Source organism: Nocardia sp. alder85J (genome assembly GCF_020176955.2).
Taxonomy (GTDB): Bacteria; Actinomycetota; Actinomycetes; order Mycobacteriales; family Mycobacteriaceae; genus Nocardia.
Genome location: NZ_JAIUCZ020000007.1, coordinates 151851 through 169342 on the forward strand (window position 1 = coordinate 151851; position 17492 = coordinate 169342).

At 70.4% G+C, this 17492-nt stretch carries 15 protein-coding genes; 8 read left to right on the plus strand and 7 right to left on the minus strand.

Annotated elements, in window-relative coordinates:
• The first annotated feature begins 136 nt into the window (after positions 1-136).
• Positions 137-1015, plus strand: a complete 879-nt coding sequence (locus tag LBW94_RS26515) for a LysR family transcriptional regulator (RefSeq protein WP_225054667.1) — start codon at positions 137-139, stop codon at positions 1013-1015.
• A complete protein-coding gene (locus LBW94_RS26520; RefSeq protein ID WP_225054668.1) occupies positions 1015-1875 on the plus strand; it encodes a sulfurtransferase in 861 nt (286 codons plus the stop codon). Before LBW94_RS26515 ends, LBW94_RS26520 begins: the two co-directional genes overlap by 1 nt.
• A gap of 9 nt (positions 1876-1884) precedes the next feature.
• Here LBW94_RS26520 and LBW94_RS26525 read toward each other — a convergent pair whose 3' ends face one another.
• On the minus strand, positions 1885-3231 hold the full coding sequence (locus LBW94_RS26525; RefSeq protein ID WP_225054670.1) for an FAD-binding oxidoreductase: 1347 nt from the start codon (positions 3229-3231) through the stop codon (positions 1885-1887).
• A 237-nt stretch (positions 3232-3468) separates the two neighbouring features.
• Here LBW94_RS26525 and LBW94_RS26530 point away from each other — a divergent pair, with 237 nt between their 5' ends.
• Positions 3469-4305, plus strand: a complete 837-nt coding sequence (locus LBW94_RS26530) for an SAM-dependent methyltransferase (protein WP_225054671.1) — start codon at positions 3469-3471, stop codon at positions 4303-4305.
• A gap of 47 nt (positions 4306-4352) precedes the next feature.
• Here LBW94_RS26530 and LBW94_RS26535 read toward each other — a convergent pair whose 3' ends face one another.
• Together LBW94_RS26535 and LBW94_RS26540 are read right to left on the minus strand one after the other, a co-directional pair.
• Complete coding sequence (locus LBW94_RS26535; RefSeq protein ID WP_225054673.1) at positions 4353-5837, minus strand: hypothetical protein; 1485 nt, start codon at positions 5835-5837, stop codon at positions 4353-4355.
• Between the two features lie 321 nt (positions 5838-6158).
• On the minus strand, positions 6159-7592 hold the full coding sequence (locus LBW94_RS26540) for a hypothetical protein (protein WP_225054674.1): 1434 nt from the start codon (positions 7590-7592) through the stop codon (positions 6159-6161).
• 446 nt (positions 7593-8038) lie between these two features.
• On the opposite strand from LBW94_RS26540, the gene mtrA reads away from it, so the two are divergent.
• Entirely contained in the window at positions 8039-8755 is a 717-nt protein-coding gene (mtrA, locus tag LBW94_RS26545) for an MtrAB system response regulator MtrA (protein ID WP_266272291.1), read from the plus strand.
• A gap of 3 nt (positions 8756-8758) precedes the next feature.
• Complete coding sequence (locus LBW94_RS26550; RefSeq protein ID WP_225054676.1) at positions 8759-9277, plus strand: SRPBCC family protein; 519 nt, start codon at positions 8759-8761, stop codon at positions 9275-9277.
• Positions 9278-9358: 81 nt separating this feature from the next.
• On the opposite strand, the gene LBW94_RS26555 is transcribed toward LBW94_RS26550, so the two are convergent.
• Complete coding sequence (locus LBW94_RS26555; RefSeq protein ID WP_225054678.1) at positions 9359-10702, minus strand: hypothetical protein; 1344 nt, start codon at positions 10700-10702, stop codon at positions 9359-9361.
• A 134-nt stretch (positions 10703-10836) separates the two neighbouring features.
• Positions 10837-12453, minus strand: coding sequence for a PucR family transcriptional regulator (locus LBW94_RS26560; protein ID WP_225054680.1), 1617 nt, complete (start codon positions 12451-12453; stop codon positions 10837-10839).
• Positions 12454-12596: 143 nt separating this feature from the next.
• Here LBW94_RS26560 and LBW94_RS26565 point away from each other — a divergent pair, with 143 nt between their 5' ends.
• Both LBW94_RS26565 and LBW94_RS26570 read left to right on the plus strand, forming a co-directional pair.
• A complete protein-coding gene (locus LBW94_RS26565; RefSeq protein ID WP_225054682.1) occupies positions 12597-14114 on the plus strand; it encodes a CoA-acylating methylmalonate-semialdehyde dehydrogenase in 1518 nt (505 codons plus the stop codon).
• Positions 14107-15450: an aspartate aminotransferase family protein gene (locus tag LBW94_RS26570; protein WP_225054683.1), complete on the plus strand. Its 1344-nt coding sequence runs from the start codon at positions 14107-14109 to the stop codon at positions 15448-15450. The genes LBW94_RS26565 and LBW94_RS26570 overlap by 8 nt, the downstream gene beginning before the upstream one ends.
• A gap of 36 nt (positions 15451-15486) precedes the next feature.
• Here LBW94_RS26570 and LBW94_RS26575 read toward each other — a convergent pair whose 3' ends face one another.
• Positions 15487-15687, minus strand: a complete 201-nt coding sequence (locus tag LBW94_RS26575) for a hypothetical protein (protein WP_225054685.1) — start codon at positions 15685-15687, stop codon at positions 15487-15489.
• A gap of 63 nt (positions 15688-15750) precedes the next feature.
• Entirely contained in the window at positions 15751-16482 is a 732-nt protein-coding gene (locus LBW94_RS26580) for a GntR family transcriptional regulator (protein ID WP_225054686.1), read from the minus strand.
• 136 nt (positions 16483-16618) lie between these two features.
• Here LBW94_RS26580 and LBW94_RS26585 point away from each other — a divergent pair, with 136 nt between their 5' ends.
• Entirely contained in the window at positions 16619-17401 is a 783-nt protein-coding gene (locus LBW94_RS26585) for an alpha/beta hydrolase family protein (protein WP_225054688.1), read from the plus strand.
• Positions 17402-17492: the final 91 nt, after the last annotated feature.

The window sequence follows — 17492 nt, forward strand, 5'->3', positions numbered from 1 at the left end:
GGCGGAAACAGAGTTCGAATCAGCGCTATAGATAAGTTTCACCGATAGCAACCGATAGCGGAGAGTCCGATCGGCGGGTTGGGATCTCACTGAGTACAAGGGTGTTCCGTCGCGCTGTCCGGACGAGAATTCGACCATGCCGGAACCTTTGGATCTCACCCATCTGCGCACGTTGGTGACGATCGCCGATACCGGCGGTTTCCGGCGGGCCGCCGATGCCCTGCACCTGAGCCAGCCGACGGTCAGCCAGCACGTCCGGCTGCTGGAGCGCCGGCTCAAGATCCCGCTCGTGGAGAAGGACGGCCGCGGCTCCCGCTTCACCGCCGACGGTGAGCGCCTGGTCGTGGAGGCCCGGAAACTGCTGGCGGCCCACGACAGTGTGCTGGCCCGATTCGCTCCCGCCGACCCGCGCCGCATCACCATCGGCTCGACCGAACACGCCGCCGACGGCCTGCTACCGCAACTGCTGGGTGTGCTGCGAGCCGCCTATCCGGACGTGTACCTGCATTTCCGGATCGAACGGTCCACCGCGCTCACCGAGGCGGTGCTGAAGGGCGCCCTCGATCTGGCCGTGGTGCTGGGCGGTAACGGCGATCCGGTGGGGACCGAGGTGGGCGCGCTGGAGTTGCGCTGGGTCGCCGGGCCGCGCTGGCAGTTGCCCGTGCCGCCGGGACCGATCTCGCTGGTGGCCTTCGAGGAGCCCTGCGGGCTGCGCCGGCGCGCGGTGCACCGGCTCACCGAGATCGGCTTCGAGGTGTCGGTGACCGCCGAATCCGGCAGCCTGGACGGGGTGCTGGCCGCGGCGCGGGCCGGACTCGGCATCGCCCTGCTACCCTTCCACACCGCCATCCCCGACGGTGTCGCCGAGGTGCGCGGCCTGCCCGCGATGGGCGCGGTCGACGTCCGGCTGGTGGCCCGGCGCGGGCTGGGCAGCGGCATCGAGGCGACCGCCGTCGCGGCGATCGCGGCGCACTACCGTTCCGCATCCGACCGACAGCTTCGAGGAGTCGCGTAATGCCTTCCCGCCCGGACACTCTCATCACGGCCGCCGAACTCGCCGAGCGACTCGGCAGCGGGACCCCGACCGGCGTGCTGGACGTGCGCTGGCAGCTGGACCACCCCGACGGCCGGGAAGCGTTCGCGGCGGGCCACATTCCCGGCGCGGTCTACGTGGATCTGGAGACCGAGCTGTCCGACCACGAGGTGACCGGCCGCGGCCGCCACCCGTTGCCGTCCGGCGCGGACCTGCGCGCGGCGGCCCGCCGCTCGGGCCTGCGGGCCGGCGTCCCGATCGTGGTGTACGACAACTGGAATCGCGCCGGCTCCGCCCGCGCCTGGTGGGTGCTGCGCGCCGCCGGGCTGACCGATGTGCGCATCCTCGACGGCGGCCTGGCGGGCTGGATCGCCGACGGCCACGCCGTCGCCGCGGGCTCCGACCAGCCGCGGCCCGGCGATATCGACATCGCCCACGACGACCTGTATTCCGGCGCGGCGGAAACGCTGACCGCCGACGAGGCCGCCGCCCTCGCGACCACCGGCGTCCTGCTCGACGCCCGCGCCCCCGAGCGCTACCGCGGCGAGGTCGAACCGGTGGACCGGGTGCCCGGCCACATCCCCGGCGCCCGCAACGTACCCAGCGTCTCGGTGCTCGACGAACGCGGATTCTTCCGGCCCACAAGCGAATTGGAGACCCTCTTCGCCGAGACCGAGGGCGCCGAGCGGGTCGGCGCCTACTGCGGCTCGGGGGTCACCGCCGCCGTCGACCTGGCCGCCCTGCGCATCCTCGGCATCGATGCGGCCCTGTTCCCCGGCTCCTGGTCCCAGTGGAGTTCGGAGCCGGACCGCCCGGTCGCGGGCGGCGCCGGAACCGACTGAGCGCGAGATTCACACCACCTTGCCGGGATTGAACAGCCCGGCGGGGTCGAGCGCCCGGCGGATCGAGCGCTGCACCTCCAGCGCCGCCGGGCCCTGCTCACGCTCCAGCCAGCGGCGCTTCAGCACGCCGACGCCGTGTTCGCCGGTGATGGTGCCGCCGAGTTCCAGTGCGGTGGCGAAGATCTCGTCGGCGGCCTCGGTGGCGCGCTGCTGCGCCGCCGGATCGCCGGGCGGTACCACGATGATCGGGTGCAGGTTGCCGTCACCGGCGTGCCCGAAGGTGTGGATGCGGGCGGCGTGCCGCTGCGCGATCGCGGTGATCCGGTGCACCGCGGCCGCGATGGCCGAGCGCGGCACCGCGATGTCCTCGATCAGCACCCGGCCGTGCCGTTCGAGTGCGGGCAGCGCCGCCCGGCGGACCGCCAGCAGTTCGTCGGCGGCGGCCGCGTCGGCGCCGACCTCGACCCGGGAGGTGAACTGCCGGAACGCATCCGCGATCAGGTCGGCCTCCGCGCGGGCGCCGAAGCCGTCGGCCTGCGCGACCACGAAGGCGCCCGCGGCCCGCTCCTCGATGCCGAGCAGATCCCGGGCCTCCCGCAGCGACGCCTCGTCCAGCAGTTCCAGCAGCGCCGGTCGGACCCGGGCCGCGATCACCGCCGAGGCGGCGGCCGCCGCCTCGGTCACGCTGTCGAAACTCGCTGCGACGGTGACGGTATCGACCGGCACGGGCTGCAAGCGGACGGTCGCGGCGACGATCACGCCGAGGGTGCCCTCGGATCCGGTGAACAATCGGGTGAGGTCCAGGCCCGCAACCCCTTTCACGGTGCGGCGGCCGGTGTGCAGCAGCTGCCCGTCGGCGAGCACCACGCTCAGCCCCAGCACCGCGTCGGCGGTGACGCCGTACTTCACGCAGCGCAATCCGCCTGCTGCGGTGGCGATGTTGCCGCCGATGGTCGAGATCGCCGCGCTCGCCGGATCGGGGGCGTAGCGGAGACCGAATTCGGCTGCGGCGGTGTCGAGTACGGCCGCGGACACACCCGGCTGCACCACCGCGAGTTCGTCCGCGGGAGCGAGTTCCAGGATGCGATCCAGCCCGGTGACGTCGAGCACCAGCGTGCCCGCCCCCGCGCAGGCCCCACCGGCCAGTCCGGTCCCCGCGCCGCGCACCACGACCGACAATCCCCGCTCGGCGGCGTAGGTCACCGCGTGCCGCACGTCGTCGACGTCGGCGGCGCACACCAGCACCTCCGGCGCGCCGACCGGCTCGTACCCGGACCGATCCACCCGATAGCGCTCGGGAATCGCGGCGCCGGTGCGCACCTCGCCGGTGAACGCCGCCATGCTCGCACGACCCATGAGTGTCCTCCCGATCAACGCTCCTACCGGAAACAGCGATCCATCATCACCGCGCCGGGGCCCGCGCACCAGGGTTGTACCGATCGTGATTCCGAACCGATCGCCCGCGCGATCGGTGATCGGACCGCGGCGCGGGCCCGCGGCGGGTGGGAATGTCGGCGGTACTTCCGCGAAAATGCCCGGGATGCGGGAGACTTGACAGCAATGTCTGAACAGAGGATGCCAGGGGAGTTCCCGATGTCATCGCAATCGTCGGCCACATATCCGAGTGCCGTCCCGGTGGGAGTGGACATCTCGCGCGCCAGCATCGCGCGAGTTTACGATGCCTTCCTCGGAGGTAAGGACAACTTCGAGATCGACCGCCAGGTCTTCGAGAACGTGAAGAAAGTGGCGCCGGGTGCGGCCGAATTGGCGCTCGCCAATCGCGACTTCCTGATCCGGGTGGCGAGATTCCTGGCGCAGAAGGCCGGAATCCGCCAATATCTCGATCTCGGCTCCGGCCTGCCGACCGCGGAGAACACCCACCAGGTGGTGCAGCGTATCGCCCCGGCCGCGCGGGTCGTCTACGTCGACAACGACCCGATGGTGCTGGCCCACGCGCGAGCGTTGCTGGAGGACAATCCGGATACCTCGATCGTCACCGCCGACATCTTCCAGCCGCTGGAGGTGCTCGGCGACCGGATCATCCGGGACGAGCTGGATTTCACCGCGCCGATCGCGCTGTTCCAGATCGGCACCCTGCACCATTATCTCGGCGATGATTCGGCAGCGTTGATGCAGACCTACATCGATGCGCTCGCGCCCGGCTCCTACGTGGCGATCTGCCATTTCTTCGATCCCGAGGAGCCCGAATTGACCGAATTGGCCGAGCAAATGGAGGACAAGTTCATCCACAGCCCGATGGGTAGCGGCCGATTCCGTACCTTTCCCGAGATCGAGGCGATGTTCGGCGATCTGGAGATGGTGCCGCCGGGCCTGGTCGCCGCGGACGACTGGTGGCCCTCCGGACCGCATCTGGCGCCACTGTCCCCCGTCCGCCGCTGCGTCGTCGGCGGCGTCGGCCGCAAGAAGTGAGCCGCACGAAGTAACCGGCCCGGCGACACCGCCGCCGGGCCGGTGGCTCAGACCGGTTGCCGCAGCGACGGATCCTCGGTGCCGGTGCCGGTGTCGGTCGACGTCGGGGTGTACGGGGTACGGCCGCGGCGACCGCCGCCGAGACCGTCGCCGCCGCGGGTGGCGACCGGTTCTGCGGCCGGCACCACGGTCCCGGCCGGATCGGCCGCATCGGCCCGGGTTTCGCGCTGGAGGACCAGTCCGGCGCCGTCCCGCGCGACGAGGGTGATCTCCTCCAGACCGGGGATGTGCGCCTCGGAGCGCACCGCGTCCGATCCCCGTCCGGTGGCGCGGATCTCACCGCCCACCCGCAGTCCGCCGATCGTCCCGTCGACGTGCAGCGAGGCCAGACCGTCTCCGCAGGTGTGGATCCCGCCACCGATCAGCACCGCCTCGACGACGCTGCCCGGATCGACGCGTAGCGCGAACGCCTTCGGCGGCAACGGTTCCCGATAGTTTCCGGCGAACGCCTCACCGCCGTGCGTGCACAGCGTCCCGGTGATCTCCAGCCGCCGCAGCCGGCAGCCGATCCGGGCCCCGACCGCGCCGTCGCCGTGGGTGACGATGGTGGTGAACCGCGCCTCCCCCACCGAGCCGCTCTCCAGGTCGAATCCGTTGGCGCGGTGGCCGAACGTCTCCAGCGGCGCCCGGAACTCCAGCCGGGTGATCGCGCCGCGATTGCGAAAACCGCTGCCGCCGGTGCCTTTCGAGACGGCCGGGCCCTGCACGGTCCACTGCGCCACCTCACCCCAGTTGTCGAAGGCGAGATCGTTGTGCCCGTAGGTGGTCACCGGACCGGCCGCCACCACCTGGCCGATCTGCGCGCCGGACAGCACCAGCACGCCGCCGCCGATCAGATCGGTGGTGGCCGGCGGGATATGCCCGTCCGCGTGGATCTCACCGGTGCGCAAGCGTTTCACGCCCAGGGTGCCGCCGCCGGGTACCCCGCAGACCAGTACCCCGCAGCCGCGGATCGGATGTTCGGCGGTGCCCGCGCCGATATCGGTCAGATCGGCGGTGACCACCACCTCCGGATCGGCGCTGCGATTCCACAGCGTGAACGCGCCCTGGATCGTCTCGACCCCGTAGCCGGACGGTCGGTCGCTGCGGCCGCGGACATCGGCCTCGTCGACGTGCAGGCCCTCGATGCACAGATGTCCGGTGCGCACCCGGCCGCCCACGGTGAACGAGACCTGCCCGATGGTGTGCACCTGCCGCAGCCACAGCGTGCCGAAATCCTCGACCTCGAGGTCGTTGTAGATCGCGACCTCGTCGACCGGTGTCACGACCGAGATGTCGTCCAGCACATTGTCACAGGTCAGCCGCACACCCTTGCCGCCGAAGCAGAGCGCTCCCCCGGTCAGCATCACCCCGGGCGCCAGCGTGATCCGGGGGACCCCGCAGATGGTGCCGAGCACCTCGATCACCTCGAACCGGCGATCCACCGCGTCCAGCAGCGCCGCGACGGTCGCGACCGTTCTCGAGGTGCTCATGACCGCGGCGCGTCCGGACGATCGGACGACCACCGCATGCCCCGGTTCGCCGAACTCACCGGCAGCGCTGCCGTGGTGACGACGGAAAGGTCTGTATCGTTCATCCGGGACTCCGATCGTGCAGAAGAATTGCGGATGGGGACGTCGGACCGTCGTCGGTCCGTGCACGGTGACGTCGAGGGGGCGCGCCCGTGCGAACGCACGGGTGATCGACCCGGCTCGGATGTGCTGCCGGATGCGCTGCCTTTCATGGGATTCGACGAGCTTCGGTATTGAACCTAACACCGGGCATCTTCGTCGTACATGGGCCGATGCGTTCCGTTATCCATCGTGAAACCCCGCTGTTACCGCTGCGGATTCGTGTCCGAAACCCTCTGTCCGAGGCCGAAATCCGATGGCATTACGGCCACCACCGACAATTTGCCAGAATATTGCTATCAAGTCCCGCGGCGGATGTGCTGACGCGAGTGCCGGTGCCGCACGGTGGCCAGCGGACCGGGCGGCGCGGCGCCGATCCACCAGCACGACACCGAGTCCGCACCCCGCCGCCACGGCCGCCGCGACCACTCCGGCGGTCCAGTGCTGCGCCACACCGGAGGAGCGGTACCAGTACGGCGAGTACGCCAGCCGGCCGAAATACCGGCCCCGCATCGCCATTCCGGCCGACGGCACCACCAGCACCGCCAGCGCGACCACGATACTGGTCGGATAGACCGGGGCAGCCGAGGCGAACGCGTACCCGACGGCGAATGTGGCTGCGGCACAGCCGAGTAGCGGCATCACGAAGCTGCGCGGCTCGATGACCGCGCCGACGCTGCCCGCCAGGCCGAGCGCGACCAGCGCGATCGCGGCCCACCCCGGCGAGGGCCGCCGATGCCCGGCATACAGGCCGAGCGCGAGACAGCCGATCGGCACCGGCAGCGCCCAGTCCGGCCGCGGCACCAGGACCAGCGCGCTACCGGCGGCCGAGAAGGCCACCGCGAGCAGCAGCGGTATCCCCTCGCGACCCGGCAGCACCAGCGCCGCCGCCACGGCCGCCAGCACCACCAGCCCGGTGGCGGCGACCACCACCGGGCTCCGATCGCCGGAGCGCACCAGCCATTCCGAGGTCAGCAGCACCCCGGGAATCACGATCACCGCGGCCAGCAACGGCCCGCTCGGGATGAGCCCGAGCGGGCTGTTCACGGAGTCGACATCGTGGCGATGGGTCACGATCGCCGCCACCAGCAGGGCGCCCACCGCGGCCACCGCGAGCACCGACGGCGCCTGTAACATCACCAACTCGGTCGGCGACATCCCGGACCGGTCGATCGGGGATTCGGCGAGATCGCCGAGTTCGGCGCCGAGCAGCCCGCCGAAGAGATAGGCCGCCGCGGTCCGGTACCGCCGCCAGCCGACCGCGCCGATCGCACCGAGCAGCACGCCGCCGAAGATGGAGTCCAGGTAGTTCAGCGTGGTCAGCGATTCGGTGCCGGCGCCGTGCAGCAGCAACCGGTCCACCAGCAGCACGACCGTCGCGATCAGCGCGCCGATCCGGCCAGCGGGGTGGCCGAGGGTGACCGTGACCGCCACCGCGATCACCGCCGCGAACGAACCGGCGGCCGTGGCCCGGGGCACGTCGAAGATCATGAGATCCACCTGCAGCGGCCGGTCGGCCATCCAGGCGGATTTCAGTGGGATCGTCAACGTCAGCCCGGCGACCACGGCCGCCGACCACACGGTGACCGTGTCGACGACGTCGCGTACCGCGCGCACGACACCGAAGCTACCGGGAATACATGATTTGCCGATCGTTTGCCGTACCATCGGTGCGAAATTGATCCGCCGAAATATCATTTCTGTCGAATTAGAGTAACGACTCGGGATCAAATGGCCTCGTCGGACGTATTTTGGACCGCCGGAGGTTGCCTTTACTCGGGTAACGAAACTAGCGTCGGTCACGACCAGGACATATTTGCCCCGCCGGTCCGGGTACGGGAGGAAAAACCGATACGGAGCGCGGCAGACAGAATGGAGTCGGTGTGAGTCAACAAATCCGTCCCGGCACGCCCAGGTATCTACCGGATTACACGAAGTACGCGGAGACCGCCGAACCGGCAGGTCCCGACGTGATGCTGCGGACCGCGACCGAACCGCGGCCCGTCGAGGATCTGAATCGCGGCGGCATTCGCATCACACACCGCCCGCAGATCCGCACCGCGATCGATGCCGGGCCGGTCCAGAATCGCGACCGTCAGGTCAAACCGCGGATCCTGATCGTCGACGACGATCTGGCGCTCACCGAAATGCTCACCATCGTGCTGGGCAAACAGGGGTACGAACCGTACGCCATCAACAACGGCGCCCAAGCGCTGGACGCGGTCCGCGATCTGCGGCCGGATCTGGTGCTGCTGGATCTGATGTTGCCGGGGATGAACGGTGTGGACGTGTGCCGCACGCTGCGCGGTGAATCGGTCAATGTGCCGATTCTGATGCTCACCGCGAAGACCGACACCATCGACGTGGTGGTCGGCCTGGAATCCGGCGCCGACGACTACGTCGCCAAGCCGTTCAAGCCGAAGGAGCTCATCGCCCGCGTCCGCGCCCGCCTGCGCCGCGCCACCGACGAGCCGATCGAGCAGCTGTCCATCGGCGACGTGGACATCGATGTGCCCGCGCACAAGGTGGTCCGCGGTGAGCGGATGATCTCGCTGACCCCGATCGAATTCGATCTGCTGGTCACCCTGGCCCGCAAGCCGAATCAGGTGTTCACCCGCGAGATGCTGCTGGAGCAGGTCTGGGGCTACCGGCATTCGGCCGATACCCGGCTGGTCAACGTGCACGTGCAGCGACTGCGCGCCAAGCTGGAGAAGGATCCGGACAACCCGGAGATCGTCGTCACCGTCCGCGGCGTCGGGTACAAGGCCGGTCCCCGGTAACCCATGCCCGATTACGACACCTGGATCGTCGGCGACTGCAATACCGTCACCTTCGACGCCCCGGCCTACGCCGTGTTCGACCTCGTGACCCAGGCCCGGTTCTGGCCGGAGTGGCACGTGTCGAGTCACGGCATCGCCGGGGTGACCCAGCGGCCGTATCGGGTCGGCGACATCGTCTACGAATTCGGGCAGCTCGACGACGGCACCGAACACCATCTGGTGTGGCGCTGCGTCGAACAGGATTACGGCAGGGATTCCCTGCTGGTGGAGGAGACCCTCGGCGTCGGCCTGCGCTACCGGCTGGTCGAGGACGACGCCGGGCACACCACCTTCACCCGCGGCACGCTGTACCACCCCGACTCCGCGCACGACGCGACCGCTCGCGCGCTGATCGCCGAGGCCAGCGCTGCGAGCGTACTCGGCATCCACCGGCACGTCGGAAGGCTGCTCGCCCGCGAGCGCGACAGCCTGCGGCAGGCCCCGGAGGCCGCGGCGGCCGCGCTGTACCGGCGCGGCGCCTGAGGCGGTATCAACACAGGGCGCGACGCGGTATCGACACAGGGCGCGAGGCGGTATCGACACAGGGCGCGAGGCGGTATCGCCTCAGGCGAACTTGCCGCCCGGTGCCCGGCCCGGCAGCCGCCGGACATGCCCCACGGCGATCGGCCGCAGATGCCGGACCAGCAGGATGCCGAGCAGGCCGGCGAGGGTGACCGCGATGGCCGTGATCGGCGGCAACAGCCCTTCGGTCCGGTTCGGATCGCGATACCAGTTCAGCGAGTAGCCGACCGTGCCGTTCTCCCGGCCCCGCAGGGCCACGATCATGCCGGGCGCCACCACGGTCACGATGCCCAGCACCATGCCCGAGACGGTGTGCGGCAATGCTGCGCCGAAGCCGTAGCCGAGAACGAATGCCGTTGCGAGACAACCGATCACCGGCAGCACCAGATAGGTGTGCGCGATACCGCAGGTGAGTGTGGCGAACAGCGCCAGCGCGGTGGCCAGCACGGCCGCCACCAGTGGCGCCGACCGGCGCCGCCCGATCAGGAAGCCGGCCGCGACGGTCGGGATGGCCAGCGGCGCGACCCAGAGCGGATGGGGCACGGCCACCACCGCACTGCCCGCCGCCGCGATCGCGGTGGCCAGCACCATCAGGGTGCCGTCCTGCCCCGGCAACAGCAGCGCCGCCACCACCGCGGCCGCGACCGGCACCACGATCGCGGCCACCAGGCCGGGCGCGCCCAGGTCGTAGCGGGCGGTCCATTCCGAGGTGACCGTGATGACGCTGAGCATCAGCGCGCCGGCCAGGATCGGCACCAGCGGGATGCCGCTGATCACGGTGCTCTCGGACACGATCGGGGCCTGATTGCGATGCCAGTACAGACCGGCTCCGATCAGCAGGACCGCCGCCACCGACAACCACAGCGGCGGCGCGCCGGTGAGCAGCCAGTGCCACGGCGACTCCAGCTCCGTCGGCCCCGGCGGCTGGATCTGATCGCCGATGACGATTCCGGACAGGATGCCGATGGTGTACGCGGTGCTCAGGCCGGGCCGCCGCAGGGTCGCCGCCGCCAGGGCGCCGATCAGGATGCCGCCCATGATGCATTCGATGAAGCTGAGCATCGCCAGCGAACCACTGCTGACCGAACCCTGCACCGCGGCCGCGCCGATCAGCAGCACCGCGGCACTGGCGAAGGACGCACTCCACGCCACCCTCGCGCCGAAGACCACCGCGTAGACCGCCGCCACCACGGCCAGCATCGCGCCGGCCGCGGCCGAGCGGGGCACGTTCAGCACCGTGAGGCTGAACTCGAGGGCCGAGGTGTTGCCCATCATGCGGGGATCCAGCGGGACCATCAGCGACATGCTCGCCACCACCGCACCGCAGAACGCGGCGGCGGTCTCGATGATTCGCCGGGCCTCGGACCCGGCAACCGGCGTCGTCATCGCATCGACCTCTCCGAGCGTTCGCTGTCGTTCCGGCACTGCCGTACGAAGATCGGCAGGTCTCCAGACAACACGACGACACGAGCGGCGGCAACGCCGGAAACCGTTCCGTGACAACGGCTTGCCTCTGTCAACTAGTGCTGATCGCCCGGATTCGCAACGCGATTGTGACCGGGCAGCATCTCATCGGCTATCACGGCCAGATGCAGGGACACCCGGATATCGGGATCGTCCAGATCCACCCCGAGCAGTGCGGAGATCTTCGCCAGCCGGTCGTAGAACGCGGGCCGGGACAGGCCGAGGGCGGCGGCGGCCTCGGATTTGTTGCCCGGGAAACGCAGCAGCGCGCGCAGGGCCGCCATCAGGTCCCCGGCGTAGCGACGGTCGTATTCGCGCAACGGGCGCAGCTCACGATCGACGAACAGGCTCAACCGCTCGTCGTCGCCGAGGACGGTCAGCAGGCCGCGGACGTGGACGTCGTCGATGCGGTGCACCACCCGGCCGGAGGACTCCTGCGGCACCGATTCGGCCACATGCCGGGCCTCCTTCAGGGTCCGGTCGGCCAGATTGATCTGCGTCACCGTCCGGCCGACGCCCAGCACCACCGGATGCCGCCGGGCCACCCGGTCGGCGAGTTCGTCGACCGCCGACCGGGCGTCGGCCGATCCGGCGATCGACAGCAGCGCCCGGATCTCCCCCTCCACCGTGGCGATCAGGACCGGCACCGCCAACTCGTGCGCGGCGCGCACGACCGCGGCGATGACATCGTCGGCCAGCGACGAGGGCGGGCCGCCGGGGCGGTCCATCGGCAGCACCGGGCGCACGGTCACGCCGACGAACACCCGCCCGGACACCTCCAGGCCCAGCACCTCGCAGCGCTGCGCCAGATCGGGGGCGTCCGGGTCGGTCAGCAGGGCCAGCAGCAGTTCGTGGTGGGTGCGGCGGACCAGGCCGCTGCGATTCTGGTCGTGCAGCCGGTACATGGCCAGCGCGGCGGCGGCCCGCTCGATCATCGCGATCAGCCGTTGCGACGGCGGGCCCGGCACCTGCAACACCAGCCGGCCCCAGCCGCGGTCGCGACGGCCCAGCCGGGTGACCAGCCAGCCGCCGGCCTCGTGCCACAGCGTGCGGCTGGTCGTCTCCACCGCCCGGGAGCGGGCCTGCCAGTTGACCAGGAATTCCGCGATGTCGGCGCTGCCGGAGCGGTAGTCGACCACCCGGTGCTGTTCGTCCTCCAGCACCACCGCGGCCCCGGACAACTGCTGCACCGCGTCCAGGATCTGCGCCGGGCCCGCCTCGGCGATGCCGAGTTCGGTGAAGGTGTCGTGCACCCGCTGCGCCTCGCGCAACTCCTCCAGCTGCTGCTCCACGATGCGCTCGCCGACGGATTGGGTCACCGCGGCGAAACTGGTCTCCCGGGCCAGCGCGATCAGCGGCAGCCCGCGGGCGTCACAGGCCGACACCAGCGCGCGCGGCACCGCCGTCCAGCGCCGGCCCAGTTCGACCACCAGCCCGGCGACGCCGCGGGCCACCAGACTGGCGACGAACTCGTCCAGCCCGTCGGCGCTCTCGGGTAACGCGATACCGGTAGTGAGGACCAGGTCACCGGCGCGCAACAGCGGTGCGACATCGGCCAGTTCGGTGGCGTGCACCCAACGGACCTGGCCGTCGGCGCCGGACCGGCCGCCGACCAGGACGGCGCCACCGGCCCGCAGCACCGGCATGCGGAGGACGTCGCGAATTGTGAGCAATCGAGCACCCCGGCTACATACTGTCGGAACAACGCGGTCCGATCCTACAGTCTGTACCTCGCCTCCCGGCCCGCCGCGGGCGACAATCGAGGCGGTAGGACCGTCCCCGCGACGTGTCTCGCGACTAGCGAAGAGAGCCCGACATGAGCAATCCGATCGTCCACTGGGTGGATGGCGCCGCGTTCACCGGAACCGCCGACAACTGGGCCGATGTCACCAATCCGGCCACCGGCGCGGTGAGCGGACGGGTCGCGCTGGCGAACGAGGCCGACGCGAAGACCGTCATCGACGCCGCCGTCCGGGCGAGCGCGGGCTGGGCGGGCACCTCACTGGCCCGCCGCACCCAGATCCTGTTCGCCTTCCGCGAGTTGCTCAACGCCCGCAAGGACGAGTTGGCGCAGCTCATCACCGCCGAGCACGGCAAGGTGCACTCCGACGCGCTCGGCGAGATCGCCCGCGGCCTGGAGGTCGTCGAATTCGCCACCGGTATCGCGCATCTGCTCAAGGGCGGGCAGTCGCCGAACGTCTCCACCGGGCACGACGTGCATTCGCGCCGGGAGCCGCTGGGCGTGGTCGGCATCATCAGCCCGTTCAACTTCCCGGCCATGGTGCCGATGTGGTTCTTCCCGATCGCGCTGGCCGCGGGCAACGCGGTGGTGCTCAAGCCGTCGGAGAAGGATCCCTCGGCCGCGCTGTGGCTGGCGGGGCTGTGGAAGGCCGCGGGCCTGCCCGACGGCGTGTTCAACGTGTTGCAGGGTGACAAGACCGCCGTCGACGCGCTGCTGACCAGCCCGGACATCAAGGCGATCAGCTTCGTGGGGTCCACCCCGATCGCGCAGTACGTGTACGAGAACGCCGCGCGCAACGGCAAGCGGGTGCAGGCCCTCGGGGGCGCCAAGAACCACATGGTGGTGCTGCCCGACGCCGATCTGGACCTGGCCGCCGACGCCGCGGTCAACGCCGGCTACGGCTCCGCCGGCGAGCGCTGCATGGCGGTGTCGGTGCTGGTCGCGGTCGACCCGATCGGTGACGAGCTGGTCGCCAAGATCGCCGAGCGCACCGGCCGCGTCGTCGTCGGCGACGGCGCCAAGGGGTACGCGGAGAAGGAAGCGGACATGGGCCCGCTGGTCACCCGCGCGCACCGGGACAAGGTGGCGGGCTTCATCGAATCCGGCGAGAAGGCCGGCGCCAAGGTCGTCGTCGACGGCCGCGACGTGCAGGCCCGCGGCGGCGCCGACGGCTTCTGGCTGGGCCCGACCCTGTTCGACAACGTCACCCCGGACATGGAGGTCTACACCGAGGAGATCTTCGGACCGGTGCTGTCGGTGGTCCGCGCGAGCAGCTACGACGAGGCGGTGGCACTGATCAACGCCAACAAGTACGGTAACGGCACCGCGATCTTCACCAACGACGGTGGTGCGGCCCGGCGCTTCGAACAGGACGTCCAGGTCGGCATGATCGGCGTCAACGTCCCGATCCCGGTGCCGGTCGGCTACTACTCGTTCGGTGGCTGGAAGTCGTCGCTGTTCGGCGACTCGCACGCCTACGGTCCGGAGGGTGTGCACTTCTTCACCCGTGCCAAGGTGGTCACGACCCGCTGGATCGATCCGTCCAACCGCCCCGAGGGCGGCCTGAACCTGGGATTCCCCCGCAATGACTGACCCCGCCCGCACCGATTTCGAAACCCTGACCAAGGACGCCGCGCGCGCCTGCGACCTCGATCGCAAGCACGTGTTCCACTCCTGGCTGGCCCAGGACAACCGCAGCCAGATGGTGGTCACCAAGGCCGAGGGTTCCTACATCTGGGACGAGAACGACGCCAAGCTGCTGGACTTCACCTCGCAGCTGGTGTTCACCAATCTCGGTCACCAGCATCCGCGGATCGTGCGGGCGATCCAGGAACAGGCCGGCGTGCTGGCGACGGTGGCGCCCGGTTACGTGAACGGCACCCGGTCCGAGGCCGCGCGGCTGATCGCCTCGCACACCCCCGAGGGTCTGGACCGGATCTTCTTCACCAACGGCGGCGCCGACGCCAACGAGCACGCGATCCGGATGGCCCGGCTGCACACCGGCCGGCCGAAGGTGCTCTCGCGCTACCGCTCGTACCACGGCGGCACCCAGTTGACGGTGAACGTGACCGGCGACTGGCGGCGCTGGGCCAACGACCAGGCGTCCCAGGGTGTGGTGCACTTCTTCGGCCCGTACAGCTATCGCAGCGCCTTCGCCGCGACCACCGAGGCGGAGGAGAGCCGGCGGGCGCTCGAACATCTGGAACGGGTGATCGAGCTGGAGGGCCCGCACACCATCGCGGCGATCATCCTGGAGTCGGTGCCCGGGACAGCGGGCATCATGGTGCCCCCGCCGGGCTATCTGCGGGGTGTGCGGGAGCTGTGCGATCGGTACGGCATCGTCTACATCGCCGACGAGGTGATGGCCGGCTTCGGCCGCACCGGCAAGTGGTTCGCCGTGGAGCACGGCCCGATCGTCCCGGACCTGCTCACCTTCGCCAAGGGCGTCAACTCCGGTTACGTGCCGCTGGGCGGGGTCGCGATCAGCGATCCGATCCACCGCACCTTCGCCACCACGGTGTATCCCGGCGGCCTGACCTACTCCGGTCATCCGCTGGGATGTGCGGCGGCGGTCGCCGCGATCGGCGCGATGGAGGACGACCGGGTCGTCGAACACGCCGAGGCCCTGGGCAAGGAGGTCTTCGGACCGGGCCTGGCCCGGCTCGCGGAGCGGCACCCGTGGATCGGCGAGGTCCGCGGCGTGGGCGCCTTCTGGGCGGTGGAACTGGTCGCCGACCCGGCCACCCGCGAACCCCTGGACGCCGCCACCATCGCCCGGATCACCGCGGCCTGCCGCTCCGGCGGCCTGCTCCCGATGATCAACGCCAACCGCATCCACCTGGTACCCCCGCTGACCGTGACGGCCGCCGAGGTCACCACGGCCCTGGAGATCCTGGACCGGGCACTGAGCGCGGTCTCCGGTTCCTGACGTCGAACCGCCTCGCAGCCCACGCCGCGAGGCGGTTCAGCGGTAGGCCGGGAACCGGGAGGTATCCAAAGGTGTACCGGGACAACACAACAGGTCGATGCGGTCGCCGAATGCGAAGTCGGCCTTCAATCGCCAGTCGCGCGCGGCGAGCAGTGGCTCGCGCAACCGGAGACACACCCCGTCGCGTGGGTCGATCAACAGATACTCCGGGACGGCCGCCAGCGCCACCGACACCATCGACGGTATCGCCCCGGCGGCGGAGGTGACGGGTACCGACCAGGGTATCGGGCCGAACGGAATTCACGGGTGCGGGGGCGCGCCGGGGGCGCCGAGTTCGACCACCACGCGTAGGCAGTCGGTGCGGTGCCAGGTCTCGCTGTACAGCAGGGGGCGGGTGGTGTCGGCGTCGCGGCTGAGACTTTCGATGTGCCACAACGGGATTCCGTGGTCGGTGCCGAGTCCGACCGGCACCTCGGGTGGCGGGACGTCCAGGCCGACGCGGCACCAGGAGCGGACCGGTTGGACCCGGCCCAGTTGACGCAGCACCAGTTCCAGTGATTCCGTCGCGCGCAGGGCCGGGCCGAGGTCGGCGGTGACCTCCACCGGGATCCACTCCTGGGACCAGCCGGAGGGGACGTCGTCGATGAAGCCGACCCGGATCACGTGGTGGATCGGGGCGCCGGGCGGGAGCTCCAGCAGCGGGGCCAGGTCCGCCGGTAGCGGCATCCGCTCGGTCACCCGGACCTGCACCCGGGGTGTCGCGCCCGCCGCGCGGACGGTGGCGGTGAACGACGGCTGCCGGTCCTGGGCGATGACGTAGTCGATGCGGCGGTTGACGAAGGTGCCCGCGCCCTGCACCCGCCGCACGACCAAGCGGCGTTCCAGTTCCTGCAAGGCCGATCGGGATGCCGCGCGGCCGACCCCGAACCGGACCGAGATGTCGTGCTCGCTGGCGACCCGGGTGCCGGGCCGGCAGTCGGCCAGCTCGGCGGCGAGCTGATCGGCGATCTCCAGATAGCGCGGGGATTTCACATCGGATACCGTGCCGCCCGGTCGCGTCGGGACCACTGCGCGGCGGCGAATCCGGTTGTTCACCGAGGTGAACACTCGAGGCGGACATCGCTGCCCGATCGGACTCCGCGGCCGGCCGGCCGTAAGGTCGCGTTCCATGTCAGCTGCCACCTCGTCGCCCGGCACCACCATCGCCTACGGCGCTCATCCGGATCAGGTCGCCGACCTGTACCTGCCGCCGGGCAGCGAGCCGGCGCCGCTGGTATTGCTGTTGCACGGCGGAAATTGGCAGGCCGGCTACGATCGCGCGATCACCGCCGACCTCGCCGGGGCGCTGGCTGCGACGGGACATGCGGTCGCCAACATCGAATATCGGCGCGTCGGTGACCAGGGCGGCTGGCCGTCCACGTTTCTCGACGTGGGCATCGCGCTCGACATCCTGCCGAACCTGATCGACGGCGTCGCACCGGGCCGCATCGACCGCGAGCGCATCGTCTACGCCGGGCACTCCGCGGGCGGCCAGCTGGCGCTGTGGGCGGCGATGCGCGACAAGGCGCCGCTCGGCTTCCCGTGGAAGACCTTCGCGCCGCCGCGGATCGCGGGCGTGGTGGCGCTGGCGCCGGTGGCCGACCTCGCCGCCGCCTACCACGAGCACCTGGGTGCGGGTGCGGTGGCGGAATTGCTCGGCGGCGGGCCGACCCAGGTCGCGCCCCGGTACGCCGCGGCGGACCCGATCACCCTCGGCCGTCCGGCCGTGCCCACGATCGTCGTGCACGGCGACCGCGACGACCACGTCCCGATCCGCATCGCCCGCGACTACTGCGCGAAGACCGGGACGGAGCTGGTCGAACTGCCCGGCATCGGTCACTTCGAACCGGCCGATCCCGCTTCCGCCGCCTGGCCCGCGGTCGCCGATGCCGTGCGGCGCTGCGTGAACTGACGACACGGTCATTTCCGTCGACACGCGCATACCCGTCGACATTGTCATTCCCGGCCGACACGCGGGATCGCATCGCCGAAATACCTGTTCA